The sequence below is a fragment of the Streptomyces sp. R35 genome, from assembly GCF_041053035.1.
Taxonomy (GTDB): domain Bacteria; phylum Actinomycetota; class Actinomycetes; order Streptomycetales; family Streptomycetaceae; genus Streptomyces; species Streptomyces lutosisoli.
In genome coordinates, this window is record NZ_CP163440.1 from 11,065,045 (window position 1) to 11,078,717 (window position 13,673).

The 13,673-nt window shown below is 68.7% G+C and carries 9 protein-coding genes and 2 pseudogenes; 5 read left to right on the forward strand and 6 right to left on the reverse strand.

The window, feature by feature from the left end; translation table 11 throughout:
• Positions 1 to 109 precede the first annotated feature (109 nt).
• Entirely contained in the window at positions 110 to 571 is a 462-nt protein-coding gene (locus AB5J50_RS50075; RefSeq protein WP_369265149.1) for a pyridoxamine 5'-phosphate oxidase family protein, read from the reverse strand.
• 358 nt (positions 572 to 929) lie between these two features.
• Between AB5J50_RS50075 and AB5J50_RS50080 the strand changes: the two are divergent.
• Together AB5J50_RS50080 and AB5J50_RS50085 are read left to right on the forward strand one after the other, a co-directional pair.
• Positions 930 to 1,070: pseudogene (locus AB5J50_RS50080) on the forward strand (IS5/IS1182 family transposase); the annotation flags it as partial.
• 155 nt (positions 1,071 to 1,225) lie between these two features.
• On the forward strand, positions 1,226 to 1,708 hold the full coding sequence (locus AB5J50_RS50085; protein WP_369265150.1) for a hypothetical protein: 483 nt from the start codon (positions 1,226 to 1,228) through the stop codon (positions 1,706 to 1,708).
• Here the strand turns inward: AB5J50_RS50085 and AB5J50_RS50090 are convergent.
• Entirely contained in the window at positions 1,677 to 2,396 is a 720-nt protein-coding gene (locus AB5J50_RS50090; protein WP_369265151.1) for an IS5 family transposase, read from the reverse strand. The two genes, AB5J50_RS50085 and AB5J50_RS50090, sit on opposite strands and share 32 nt — an antisense overlap.
• Before the next feature lie 567 nt (positions 2,397 to 2,963).
• Positions 2,964 to 3,875, reverse strand: a complete 912-nt coding sequence (locus AB5J50_RS50095) for an ADP-ribosylglycohydrolase family protein (protein ID WP_369265152.1) — start codon at positions 3,873 to 3,875, stop codon at positions 2,964 to 2,966.
• 744 nt (positions 3,876 to 4,619) lie between these two features.
• Between AB5J50_RS50095 and AB5J50_RS50100 the strand changes: the two genes are divergently transcribed.
• Positions 4,620 to 5,825 (forward strand): RCC1 domain-containing protein, encoded by a 1,206-nt coding sequence (locus AB5J50_RS50100; protein ID WP_369265153.1) that lies wholly within the window; start codon positions 4,620 to 4,622, stop codon positions 5,823 to 5,825.
• Positions 5,826 to 6,096: 271 nt separating this feature from the next.
• Complete coding sequence (locus AB5J50_RS50105; protein WP_369265154.1) at positions 6,097 to 6,879, forward strand: IS5 family transposase; 783 nt, start codon at positions 6,097 to 6,099, stop codon at positions 6,877 to 6,879.
• Here AB5J50_RS50105 and AB5J50_RS50110 read toward each other — a convergent pair.
• From AB5J50_RS50110 to AB5J50_RS50120, 3 genes and pseudogenes are all read right to left on the reverse strand, one after another.
• The gene (locus AB5J50_RS50110) at positions 6,845 to 7,327 is read right to left on the reverse strand and encodes a hypothetical protein (protein WP_369265155.1); all 483 of its coding nucleotides are present in this window, start codon (positions 7,325 to 7,327) and stop codon (positions 6,845 to 6,847) included. The two genes, AB5J50_RS50105 and AB5J50_RS50110, sit on opposite strands and share 35 nt — an antisense overlap.
• 110 nt (positions 7,328 to 7,437) lie before the next feature.
• Positions 7,438 to 7,623 (reverse strand): annotated as a pseudogene (locus tag AB5J50_RS50115) (transposase family protein); the annotation flags it as partial.
• A 224-nt stretch (positions 7,624 to 7,847) separates the two neighbouring features.
• On the reverse strand, positions 7,848 to 12,023 hold the full coding sequence (locus tag AB5J50_RS50120) for a beta-galactosidase (RefSeq protein WP_369265156.1): 4,176 nt from the start codon (positions 12,021 to 12,023) through the stop codon (positions 7,848 to 7,850).
• A gap of 363 nt (positions 12,024 to 12,386) precedes the next feature.
• Here AB5J50_RS50120 and AB5J50_RS50125 point away from each other — a divergent pair, with 363 nt between their 5' ends.
• Positions 12,387 to 13,667, forward strand: a complete 1,281-nt coding sequence (locus AB5J50_RS50125) for an IS701 family transposase (protein WP_369265157.1) — start codon at positions 12,387 to 12,389, stop codon at positions 13,665 to 13,667.
• Positions 13,668 to 13,673: the final 6 nt, after the last annotated feature.

Sequence of the window (13,673 nt, forward strand, 5' to 3'; positions counted from 1 at the left end):
GATTGCGCAATGAACGAACGCGGCATCGTCACAGCCCAGTTGCCCAGCTTGGGGCACGGGCCCCAAGCGGGAGGCCCGATACAGGCAGGTCATCCGTCCAGGGCAGCGACTACTCCAGCCAAGCATCGTCACGCATGATGACCCTGCCGCTCAACTCCGGCTCTCCGCGCCAAGCACGTACCACCTTCGGCGCTATGCGTAGATACACAAAGGGACCGTCCTCCATGCGCGGGTCCCAGCCGAACTTGTCGGCGAATGCGTCCGCTGCGGCCGTCGGTACGTCCTGGTCCGTGAAGCACTGCGCCGCCCCTTGGAGCAACACGACATCGAAGGTGTCCGGTAGTGACAGGCGCACCCGCGGGTCCTTGCGTACATTCCGCACCGTCGCGGACGTCGCGCTCGTGCACACCCAGACCGCTTTCCCGTCCCATGCGAACCACAGGGGGACCTGGTGGGGGCCGTGATCGGGATGAGCTGTCGCCACCCAGGCATCCCGCTCCGTGGCAAGGCGGTCGAACGTCTCACGCCGGCGTTCGGCCACCGAGCGGTGAACGGTTCTTCTGTTCTGCATAGCCGCCGACGCTAGTCAGCAAGATCGGAAAGCACATGGGGCCATGGCCCTACATCCCTTGACCGATATCCACGTCCGTCTCGGATGGGAACGAAGGTGAGCAAGTCCGGGGAACCTATGAGCGTGGGGTGGGGATATCCAAGGTTCAGGCAAGATTCTTGTGGAGCGTGACGGAGCGTCACCTGGATCATGCGAGGAGAACTCGCTTGCGCAGTAACGGGAGTCCGGCCCGGTTGAACATCTGCCGCTTTAGGGTCTTGAGTCTGTTGACGTGTCCCTCGACCCTGCCGGAGCTGTAGTCCAGGGTCAGTCCGGCCAGCACCGCGTCGAGGTCCTGGCGCAGGAACCCCGCGAAGGGATCATGCTGCACCGGCGTCTCGCCCGAGACTACGAGACCCTGCCTGCCAGCTCCGAGGCCATGATCCACGTCGCCTCGATCGACAACCTCACCAAGCGCATAACGGACGAGACGACATCCACCTGGCGAGGAACTTACTAGGAGATAAAGGGCAATCCACCTAGATCAAACGCCCTCTGAGAAGGCTTCCGCTTTCCGAACATGATCGTGTGGTTCGAGGTTGGTGGGCATGAACTCCACCTGTAGGCGGGAGAGATGGGGCGGTTCGTCTGCTCGTCTCGTCCGTGGAGGTGGCTGTGCCCTCGGTGCTTGGAATGCTGGAGGCCCGGGAGAAGAAGGTCCGTGAGGAGGTGGCCCGGCTGCGGGAGGAGGCCGAGCGGGTGCAGGCCGCGCTCGTGGCGGCGGAAGGCGCCCTGGTGAGGCTGGCCGGCGCCCGGGAAACGGTGGCCGAGGTGCTGGGTGAACAAGCAGGTCAGGGCGGCGAGTTGTCCCGTAGTGCGGTAGCGGGCTCGACCGTTCCGCACCGGGGTGAGAATGCCGTCGCATCGGCGCTCGCGCCCGAATACCAGCAGATCCTGCGGGTGCTCGCCGCGCCGGAGGCCGCCGACGGGATGCGAGTGAAGCAGATCCTGGCCGGGCTCGGGTGGGAGGCGACACCGGCCCGGATCGAGGGAGTGCGATCGCGGGTCAAGCGGCTGGCCGCCCGCGGGTGGGCCACCGAGGTGCGGCCGAACGTGTTCGTCTCCGCTATGACGACGGCGCCGGTTGCCGCGGGATGAAGGCATCGCGGCGGCGTCCGGCGAGCCGGCCCGCCATCAGCATGGTCATCGACCACAGCACCATCGCCTCGTGCATCGCGGGCAGCGTCTCGTAGTCACGCACCAGACGGCGCGAGCGCATCAGCCAGCTCAGCGTTCTCTCCACCACCCACCGTCTCGGCAGCACCACGAAACCCGTGGTGTCGTCGCAGCGGCGGACGATATCGAGGGTGAGCTGGAGCTTTTCGCGGGCGCAGTCGACCAGGCTGCCGGCGTAGCCGCCGTCCGCCCCGACGAGACGGACCGAGAAGTACCCCTCGCGCAGCCGCGCGAGCACCGGAACGGCGGCGTCACGGTCCTGCACGCTCGCCGCGGTCACAATGACCGCCAGGACCAGGCTGAGACAGTCCACCACCACGTGCCGCTTGCGCCCGCCCACCCTCTTGCCGCCATCCCACCCTGACGTCGCGCGCGGGATGTTCGCCGCGGCCCGCACCGACTGCGAGTCCACGATCGCAGCCGTCGGATCCACCGAGCGGCCCTCCTTCACGCGCACGCGGTCGCGCAGCCGGTCGTGCAGCTCCGCGAGCAGGCCGGTGGCCTGCCAGCGGCGGGCGAAGGCATGCACCCGCCGAAACGGCGGGAAGTCCGCCGGCAGGTTGACCCGCTTCACCCCGTTGTCCACGACGTAGCGGACCGCATCCAGCATCACGCGATGGCAGTATCCCTCCGGCCGCCCGCCCCGGCCCTGCAGCCAGGCAGGCCGGCACCGGCAGCAACGGCCGGATGACTTGCCACTCCGACTCGCTCATATCGGAGCCTTAGCACGAGGTCCGGTCCGTCCGGTCCGCGGCGTTTCCGAACCGGTGCGCGAGACAATCGCACGGCGACACGCGGGAGTTGGACGCGACAGGCGTGATCAGGCAAGACTGCGGCAACAGGGTCTCCTGGGTGCTCGAGTGGCTTCGCAACCCCGAGCTACCGAGGGGCCCTGTCTTCATGCGCCGACGCCGCCGCGATCACCCGATCCAGAACCTAGTTCGACTGACCACGCCCATCGACCGCTATGCGGAAGCCTTCTCAGAGCCTCTCCAGATCCCGAAGTCCACGGAAACCCCAGCTCAGAGTTGCGCCACACCACAGCAAAAAATCCTAAAACGATCACTAGATCCCCAGGTCAGCACATCGCCTATCTGGTGATCGTTAGCAGATTTGTCAGAGCGAGGAGCTCCCCGGTAACGCCGAGCCTGCGCTACGGCAGGCGCCCGGGGAAGGCTCACTCCGGCACGACCGGGGGCAGCGGTTCGCGGGCGGCGTGCCAGGCAGGGGGAAGGGCGGTGACGCCCGTTCGGGCGGCGATCACCCCGCCCGCGATGGCGCAGGTGGTGTCGATGTCGCCGCGTCCGGCGACCGTGAACCACAGGCCCTCGTGCAGGTCGTCGAGGTGACTCGCCGCGCACCACAGGGCGTACGGGACGGTGTCGGGCCCGGACATCCGGTAGCCGGAGCCCAGGACCTCCGCGGCGTGCCGGACCGAGGTGCGCTCCGACATCCGGGCCGCGACCCGCACTCCCGACCGGACGTCGCTGTCGGGGAGGCGTTCGGCGACGGCGTGGAGGAAGTCCGGGCGGGCCGGAGCGGGCTCGCCCCGGCCACGGGTTGCCAGGGCGGCGGCAAGGGCGACGGCCACCGCCGCGGCCACCGCCTCCGGGTGGTGGTGCGAGACCACGCCCTGGCGGGCGGCCTGCTCGGCGGCCGCGTCGAGGTCGGCGGCGTGCCAGGCGCCGAGCGGCGCGGCGCGCATCGCTGCACCGTTACCCCAGGAGCCCTGGCCGCCGAACTGCCCAGCGACCACCTCCCGCCAGGGCTCGCCCGCGCCGATCCGGCGGAGCACGTCGTGCATCGAGGCTCCGTAGCCGCGATGCGTGTCGCCGGCGTAGGCGGCCGCGAAGCTCCCGGCGAGGCGGTCCTGGTCGACGGCGCCGCCGCCCACGGCAAGTTCCTGGACAAGGACGAGCGCCTGGGCGGTGTCGTCACTCCACCGCCACAGCGGTTCCGCGGGCAGAGTCCGCGCCTCCAGGGCCGCCGGGCCGTCCCGGCGCAGGATGCCGAACCACCGGTCGCCGAATGCGTCCCCGAAGGCGAGTCCGTGCAACGAGTCCAGCACGGCGGCAGGCATGGTGATCATCGTGGCAGTTTCGCAGCCTGGCGGCGCCCCCGCACCCCGGTTTCGGTGCGGGCATGCTCGGTGACCTGATCGACGGCGTCCGCGGCTCGGCCTTGCCGGCTGGCCCATGTCAAGCTGGTCACCTGTCGGCTCGGGCAGGGCGGGCGTGGCAATGGTGGGGGTGACGGTCGGGGACCGGCCGTCGGCCTGGGCCGCCTTGCGGGCCCCCAGGGCCGCCGCAGCAGCACGCGGGCGGCGGTGCGGTCGCCGACGTCCGCGGCGGTGACCATCACGCCCAGCAGCAGGCCGCCCCTCGCCCGCCGACGTGTCAATGTTTTGTGGGCGATGATCCGTGACAGAGAGTGCTATCACGCCTCACTTCCCGCCGCGGCATCGGCTTGACATCAGCATTGGGAAGTCACGTATGGGGCGTGAGTTATCCAGTGAGGGCCAGGTTGTGGAGCCGGGCGATGCCGAGCATCGCCTGGTGAACGCCGTGGCCCTTGAGAAGCCGTATTTATACCGATCATCGAGTGTGTGGATCGAACATGGATCCTGATCGGCGGATCTCGGAGGGGTGGGTGCATGAGGGCAGGGCCTAGCGACGGTCTGGTCCGACGAGCGGCCATCCGCAGCAACCTGACCGCTGCGCGTTGTGGCCGCACCTCGGCACCGCGTACTCAGTGCTACCAATGGGGCGTGATCATCACTCCGCGTAGCGTCGGCCTGGGAGCCTCCGCGCGCGCCAGCACCATGAGGTGACGCATGCAACTGCACCACACGCAGCGCAGGTCCGCAGTGGCGGCGGCACTGCTCGCCCTGTTGGCCACCCTGGTGTCGTTGGCTCTGCCCGTCCCTGTGGCCGCCGCCCCGGCCCAACGCGTCGAGGCCTGGGGCCTCAACAACCACGGGCAGGTCGGTGACACCACCACCACTGAACGGCACACCGCGATCACCGTGGATGGACTGACGGCCGCGCATGTCACCGCACTCGCCGGAGGTTCCGAACACAGCCTCGCTCTGCTGTCCAACGGCACCGTCCGAGCCTGGGGTTACAACTTCTTCGGGCAACTCGGCGACGGCACCACCACCGAGCACCCCACCCCCGGCGCCGTGGGCGGGCTGAGCAGCGTAATCGCGATCGCGGCCGGCTGCACCCACAGTGTCGCCCTGCTGTCCAACGGCACTGTGCGGGCCTGGGGCGACAACACCCACGGGCAGCTCGGCAACGGCACCACCGGCGGCACCAGCACCATCCCCGTCACCGTGATCGATCCCAGCAACCCCAGTGGCAACCTCACTGGCGTGACCGCGATCGCGGCTGGCTGCGACCTCAGCGTCGCCCTGCTGTCCAACGGCACTGTGCGGGCCTGGGGCAACAACGGCTACGGGCAGCTCGGCAACGGCACCACCGGCGGCCACAGCAATGTTCCGGTCGTCGTCAGCGGACTCACGGGCGCCCGAGAAATCGCCTGCGGCGGGTTTCACAGCCTGGCGCGCATGTCCGACGGCACCGTCCGGGCCTGGGGCGACAACAGCTACGGGCAGCTCGGCAACGGTACCGATGGGGGCGTCAGCAACGTTCCCGTTGTCGTCAAGGGACTCACCGGCGCCCGACAGGTCTCAGGCGGCAGTGGCGGGTGGCACAGCCTGGCGCGCCTGTCCGACGGCACTGTCCGGGCCTGGGGCAACAACGCCGTTGGGCAGCTCGGCAATGGCACCGACGGGGGCATCAGCAACGTTCCCGTTGTCGTCAGCGGGCTCACCGGCGCTCGGGACATCGCCGCCGGCAATGCCCACAGCGTGGCAAGCCTCGCCGACGGCACCGTCCGTGCCTGGGGTTTCAACGGCTACGGGGAACTCGGCAACGGCGCCACCGGCGGCACCGGCAGCGATGTTCCGGTGAACGTCGCGGGGGTTACCGGCATCCGGGAAATCGCTGCCGGCTATGCCCACAGCCTGGCGGCCTGACTAGCCGTTGCTCTATCGAGCTTGGTGATCGTGAGTTTGAGCCTGCCGACTCGGCTGGGTGATCTTCTGGCTGGCTGGGCATGAAAGTGGGGCCTCCCGCACAGCTCGTGGGTGTCGAATCCAACCGAGCAACAGGAGGCCCCTGGTGCTGCAGTCTTCCGTGTCCGCGCCGGTGACGTCCAACTCGGCCGCCCTGTCGTGTGATCGCCTCGCTCACCGGTTCGGGAACGCCGGAGACCGGCCGCACAGACGTCCGAGGTATCCCTCCGACATGAGCGACGCGGAGTGGACCGTCGTGCGTGACGCGATGCCCGTCCCCGCCTGGCTGGAAGGAAAGGGCGGGCAGCCGGAGGGTTACTGCCATCGGCAGATGGTCGACGCCGTGCGCTACCTGGTCGCGGGCGGTATCGCGTGGAGGGCGGTGCCCGCGGACTTCCCCGCGTGGGACCGCGTCTACGCCTTCTTCCGACGCTGGCGCGACACGGGCCTGGTCGCCGAGTTCCACGACCGGCTGCGCGACCGGGTCCGCCGGGGCGCGGGCCGCGATCCGGAGCCGACCGCCGGGATCATCGACTCCCAGTCGGTGAAGGGGGCCGCATCCGTGCCGGCCGCGAGCCGGGGCTTCGATGCCGGGAAGCGAGTGAACGGCCGCAAGAGGCACATCGTGGTGGACACCCTCGGCCTGCTGCTGGTCGTGATGGTCACCGCGGCATCCGCCACCGACCGCGAGAGCGGCCAGAGGCTGCTGGCACGCCTGCGCGAACGGCACTGGCGCATCACGCTGGTGTGGGCCGACGGCGGTTACGCCGGGCGCCTGGTCGACCTCGCCCGCGACGCCTGGCGGGTCGCGCTGACCGTGATCAAACGCAGCGACGACACCGCGGGCTTCGTGGTGCTGCCGAAAAGGTGGCTGGTGGAACGGACGTTCGCGTGGCTGGTGCGCTCACGCCGCCTCGTCCGCGACTACGAAGCCCGAACCGACACCTCGGAAGCGATGATTCGGTGGTCGATGAGCATGGTCATGAGCCGCCGGCTCGCCCGGCGACCGCGCTGAACATCCCCGGACGGTCCTCGGCCAGCCAGCCCCGCGCGGCCAGCCGCTTCACCTTCGACCGCACCCCCTCGACCTTTGCCGGAACGACCTCCAGGCCGAGCGCCGCCGCGAGCTGCCGACAGTCCATCGCCTCCCCGCGACCGGACAGGGCGTCCATAAGCCGCTGGTAGTCCGGCGCGAGCACCGCCGGGGTGAGCCCTTCGTGCCACTGCGGCACTGTCGAACCGGGCAACGCCGTGGTGATCCGCCCCGACCCCTCACCGGCCACCACGACCGGCGGCCCTTCCTCGCCTCCGCAAGGAAGGGCCAGGACCTCGGCCACCGTCTCACGGGCGATCACGAACCGCTCCCACGCGGCCTCGGCCTCCAACAGCTCGGCCTGAAGGGCCTCCATCCGCTGCCGAGCGGCGCGTTCACGCTCCTCCAGCAGCCCCATCACCGACGGCATCCGGCACCTCCACCGAAGAGACGAAACGACGCTTCGTCTCTGCCGCCGAAGCACCGGGCCTATGCCTGACCAGCGAAAACAAACCCGTCACTCTCGGGAAAACAACGGCTTCTGAGCCGGCAGTCCCGCAGGATCCTCCAGTTCTTCAGCCGGGACAGGGCGTGTTCCACCCGGGCACGCGCCCGGCGGTGAACGGCGTTCTCCGCCTCCTGCTGCGGGCTGAGGTGCGTCTGACCGCGTCGTTTGCGGTGCGGGATGAGCAGGCCGGTTCCTTGGCAGCCGCCGTCGGCGATGCTGGGCGGCCCGGAGTCGCGCGATGTGAGCGCATGCCTACGACCAGGACGGTCCGTGCGTCGGCGTCCCGGTCCTGCCGCTGTTAGGCGGAAGCCAGTTGCTCGTATGGCTGAGGTGTGAAGGCCTCCGGGGCCCGAGCAGATACGACAAGACCGCCGCCTCGTATGAGGCGGCGGTCTGTCTGACCTCGTTGCCGCTCTGGGCAAGATCCGTTTGAAGACGGGCCCTAGCCGCAGGTCAGGGTCGGCATCGCCCAGTCACCGTGGTCGTTGCCGTTGCCGTCTCCGGCGTCACCGACATTGAGGTCGACCACTTGGGCGCCGCTGACGTCGACGTCGATGGGCACCGCGGCCTGTTTGCCGCGGATCGTTGGCGTGGTCACCAAGGTCTTGCCGTCGGCGATCACGGAGAACGTCACCGTTCCCGCACCACCCGTCTCGTCGTCGACACCGACGTCCGCCGTCAACCGTGAGCAGTTTCCGGCGAGGTAGAGCTCGACGTCGCTGACCGAGTTGGTGCCCAGGCCCTTGGCGTAACCGACACCGGCGATACTGATCGGACGGCCGTCCCCGGTCGCCTGCTCACCGACGCTGCTGTCGCGCTCCACCGGGCCCCACCCGTTGGTGGACGACAAGAAGGGTAGGTCGCTCACGGCGCTCTTCCCGGTCGGCGGAGCCGGCGGGATCCCGCCGACGATGCGCTCGTCACCGCCGGTGGCCTGCCGTCCGTTCTGCAGGTAGTGGACTGTCGCGGTGAGTGCCGAGGCGGCTGGCAGCGTCCCGGTCGGCGGCTGGACCTTCCAGGTGAAGGTGGCCGACTGGCCGGGTTGCAGGCGCTCGACCGACGCGGGGCTCGCGGCGCTCACGTCCCAGCCGTCGGGCGCTGAGAGCGAGGCCGTCAGTCGGGAGGCGGACGGTCGGTCCTTCGGCACCCGCACCGTCGCCTCGGCTGTGAAGGCCTGTCCTGGCTGTGCGGTGTCCGGCACGTCCAGGGTGACATCCGCTCCCGGACGCTTCGGCATCGCGTACGTGTGGGCGTCGTAGCGAGGGCTGTCGTTCTGCGAGACGTGCAGGGACGAGGCGTAGCTGCCGTAGTTGGTGAGCGACACCTTGCCGAGGCCGCCGGTGCTGCCGTCCAGGTTCCATACGGCAATGGCGATGCTGTTGCGGCCGTTCGGGTTCAGGATCCCGTTCGGCACCGGGAACGTGTGCTGCGGCCCGAGGTAGTTGACGTAGTTGCCGACCTGCCAGCCGTTCACGAAGATCGTGGCACGGTACTTGCGTGACGGGGCGTCGGTGAACGTCAGCCCGAGCGACGTGTCCTGGCCGTGCGGCAGGTCCAGGGCGACGTCGGAGCGGTACCAGGAGACCCCGGGACGGGTGTCGGTCGTCGGCAGGGACACGCGGTTCCACTTGCCGTCCGGGAAACCGGGCAGGGACCAGCCGGCCCGCTCACCGTACAGGCCGCCCGTCGAGAGCGGCCCGCGCACCGTGTCCTGCAGGTCCTCGCCGCCGTGTACGCCCTGCAGCCGCCAGGTGACGGCGGTCAGCGGTGCCCCGGCGAGGGAGGCGCTGATCAGGCCGCGCGCGGTCTTGTTGCCGTTGGTCGAGTTGTAGTCCTCCTCGTGCCCCATGTTCACGGTGAGCACGGAAATGACGTTGTCACCCTTGGACTTGAGCGCATCGGCCGGGAAGGTGAAGTCGGCCCTGCCCGTGGTGGAGCTGCCCAGGAAGGTGCCGTTGAGCCAGGCGGAGAACGCCTGCGCCCCTCCGCCGGAGTCCGAGACCAGGCGGATGCCTGTCTCCTTGCCGGTGGCGTGGAAGCGGCCGCGGTACCACGTGTTGCCGGTGTGGAAGCCGTAGTCGTCCGCGTAGAGCACCGGTAGCGCGTTGACGCCGGAGACACTGTTGGTGGTCGTCTTGTCGGCCACCTGCCAGCTGGTGTCGTCGAAACCGGGGGCCGCTTCGGGCGACTCCTCGTTGTGCTTCCAGTTGGTGAGTGCCGGCAGGTGTATCGGGGCCGCCGTCGGGATCTTCCCGGTGAGGCTCCCCGTGCCGTCGGCCCGGGTTTCGACGGTCCGGCCGTTCCAGGTGATGTGGTCGGCGGAGGTGAACACCTCGATGTTCTTGTCGTCGGCGTTGTCGCCGGTGAGTGCCAAGGTGCGGTCGCCGTTCAGGCTGGTCGCCGTCCGCAGCAGGTGGCTGCCGCGCACGAGGACAGGGCCGGCCGCTGTGTCCTGACGCCAGAAGGTCTTGGCCGTGGCCTTGTCGCCGACGAGCAGTTCGAGCGGGCGCTGTCCGCCGCCGGTGATGCTGACGCGGATCAGGTCCTTGTGCGTGTAGTTCAGGCGCAGGTCGCCGGTGGCCGCGTCCCAGGTTGTCGTGACCGGGCCGCCGCTGGTGGTCACGGTGGGCTTGGAGGCGTAGCGCAGCACGGTCTCGCCGTCGCTGCCCGCATCGCCGTAGAGCACGGCGACGTCCCGGTCACCGATGGTCGCGCTGGTCATGATCTCCGAGGTCGAGTACTGCAACTGCGAGTCGCCGAGCCGGTAGTTGGCCACGATCACGTGTGAGTCGCGTCCGTCGAGCGTGATCGCGGTGCCCGGCTGCTGGGGCACGACCGGGTAGGTCGGCTCTGCGGCGGCGGTACCCGTCGGCACGTCGATGGCGTCGATGGCCACGTAGTCGTCGGTGGAGCCCGAGCTGTGGCTGCCGTCGACGACGATCTTCAGGGTGTGCGCTCCGTCCGGCAGGCCGGTCTTCTGGAAGATCACCGCCTGGTTCTCGGCGCCGGAGTCGTCGACCGTCGCGACCTTGGTGCCGTCGAGGTAGACGTCGGCATTGCCGTGGTTGCTGGTCTTCGACCCGATCCAGCGGATCGCGGTGCCGTCGAAGGGGACGGTCACCGAGTCACCGGCCTTGTTGGAGAAGGACTCGGTGTGCTTGTAGTCGCCGCCGGTGTAGCTCTGGTCGGCCACGTGCGACCACGAACCGGTGTACTGCAGCGCGGAGTCGGGGTCGTCCCAGGTGTAGGTGGTGTCCGCGGCCGGTTGGGCGTTGAAGTCCAGCGCGATGTGGGTCTTGTCGACCGCGGTGGACGTGGAGTTCCCGTGCCGCAGGACGTGGAACTGCGTCTTGCTGTCGGGGTTCATCCGGGCGGTGTCGACGACCGCGGAGTCGTCCGGCGGCGTGGCCCTGATCGACTCAGTCTTGGTCAGCGGGGCGAGGGACTGCGTGAAGTACCCGATCAGCTTGTCCTCGTAGTACTTCGGATCCAGCTGGCGGTTCTCGCGGATCGCGGCGCCGTAGTCGTAGGACGTGTAGTTCTCCGGCATGCCCAGCCAGCCCCAGTTGGTGCCGCCGTACGTCATGTAGAAGCTCTGCGCGGTGGCGCCGACGGCTATGTTCTGCTTGTAGAACACGTTGGCGAACTGGTCGTTGATCAGCTGGGCGCACTTGTCGTAGCCCGGCCCGCCCCAGGGGTCGAAGGCGCCGCCCTGGAACTCCGGCGAGTACAGCGGCTTGCCGGCGGGGTGGTCGTAGCTGATGTCCGGAACGCCGTTCCACTTCGAGGGGTTGGAGCAGTCGAAGCCCTGCGGGTAGGAGTCGGGGCCGTCGACGTCCAGGGCGCCGGTACCCGAGTTGAAGGTGCCGTTGTTGTTGCCGGTCAGCGGCACGGTGATGCCGTCGGCGCGGGCCTTGTCCTCCAGGTGCTTCATGTAGGAGTGGCCGGCGGCCGAGCCGTTGTAGTACTCGTTCTCGACCTGGTAGGCAATGACGGAGCCGGTCCCGTTGGTCAGTTGGTGACGGGCGATGATCCGATCGATCTGGGTCAGCCACTCGTCCGCGTACTTCAGGAACCGCGGATCGTCACTGCGGTTGTTCCCCGCCTTGGTGGTCAGCCAGCCGGGCAGGCCGCCGCTGTCGACCTCCGCGTTGATGTACGGCGCCGGGCGGGCGATGACGTAGAGCCCGGCCTCCTCGGCCATGTCGAGCAGCTTGTCGACGTCACGCACCCCGCTGAAGTCGTACACACCGGGCTTCGGCGAGTGGTATCCCCAGTCGAAGTACAGCGACGTGGAGTTGAAGCCTGCGGCCTTCATCTTCTGGAAGATGTCGCGCCACAGGTCCGGGCTCGGGAGCCGGAAGTAGTGGAACTCGCCGGACCACAGGTAGGTGCGCCTGCCGTCGACGAGGAACGAGTAGCCGTCGAGACTCACCGTGTGTGCCCCCGCACTGGCGGCAGCCGCAGCGGCGGGTTGCTTCCCGCCGACGTCCTGCGCCGCGGCGGGCGCGGTCATGCCCGCGGCCAGGGCGATGGTCGCGGCCGTGGCGAGGACCACCCTCCACGACCGACGGCGGCCGGGTCTCGCAAGTTCTGAACCGATCCGTTTACTCCGCACTGCGGCCTCCATACCGCCTGAGCAATCAGTATCAAACAGACTCAGGCAAAGCCGAACAGTAAAGGTGCGCAAGGCTCAACACAATGGGGCGGAAGAACACGGTCGAGGTGGCAGTGGTGGTGCGAAATCCCCACGCATGGCCGGTCACTGACCCCTCGTCACGGGATACGGCCATCAACCGCCACGAGATGGACGGGAAGGGCACGCCGCGCATCGTGACGACGTGGCATACGGTCCACAAGCTCACCACGGAAAGGACGTGGCACCTGCGCCCGTACAACGGTCGCAAGCGCCACCCGGCCGGCGCGTAGTAGGACTCCGTTAGGTCTTCCTATTGCTCCTGATCACGAGCATGTTGGGTGTGTGGACGCACATGAAGTGAACCGTGTCCGGGCGACGTTGGCGTTATACGTGGCTGATGTGTTCGCCTCGGTGCCGCGCAAGGACCAGCGGGCCAAGGGCGACTGCTATCTGCGGGGGCTGATGCTGGACGGCCGCCGCAAGTCGATTCAGGCCATGGCCTCGCGGCTGCCGGACGGCAACGAGCAGAACCTGCAGCAGTTCGTGAACCAGTCCACCTGGGATCCGGTGCCGGTGCAGCGGCGGATCAACGAACGCCTGCTGCCGCTGGTCAAGGCGGCGGCCTGGGTGATCGACGATGTGTCGGTGCCCAAGGACGGCCAGATGTCGGTCGGGGCGGCTCCGCAGTACTGCGGAGCCTTGGGCAAACGCGCCAACTGCCAGGTCGCCGTCAGTGTCCACGCGGCGAGTGACACCGCCTCGTGCCCGCTGCAATGGCGGCTGTTCCTGCCCGGGGAATGGGCCTTGGACAGCGAACGCCGGGCCAAGACCATCATCCCGCCCGAGGTCACGCATCGGGAGAAGTGGCGTCTGGCGTTGGACATGCTCGACACCCTCGCCGACTGGGGAATGACGCCGCCGGCGGTGGTGGCCGATGCCGCTTACGGCACCAACGCACACCTGCGGGCCGCACTCAACGACCGCCAACTCGCCTACGTGCTCGCCATCCGATCCGATACGACGGCCCACCCGTTCGACGCCAAGCCTGCGGCCCCGGCCCGCAACGGGACGGTCGGCTGCCGGCCCCAGCCCCGCTACCGCCACCGGGCACCCTCAGTGGCGGCCCTTGCCGCGGGACTCGAGCCACAAGCCTTCACCACCCTCACCTGGCGCCACGGCTCACGAGGAGAGTTAAGCTCCCGCTTCGCTGCCACACGTGTCCGTCCGGCAGGCAAAGCCGTCGAACGCCCGATCAAAGCCGCAGCCTCGGCCGAACAAGGCTGGTGGGACGGCATCCTGCCCGACTGCTGGCTGCTGGTCGAATGGCCCGAAGACGCCGAGGCTCCAACCGATTACTGGCTGTCCAACCTGCCGGCCCACACCCCGATCGCCGACCTGGTCCGGCTGGCCAAGGTCCGCTGGCGCATCGAGCACGACTACCGCGAACTCAAACACGGCCTGGGCCTGGACCACTTCGAAGGCCGTTCCTGGCCCGGCTGGCACCACCACGTCACCCTCGTGACCGCCGCCCACGCCTTCCTCACCGAACAACGCCTGTCCCCAAAAGCCCCCGCACCGGCCTCACCCTCTACCAGGTCCTCGACACCCTCCAGAACACCCTGAGGTGCT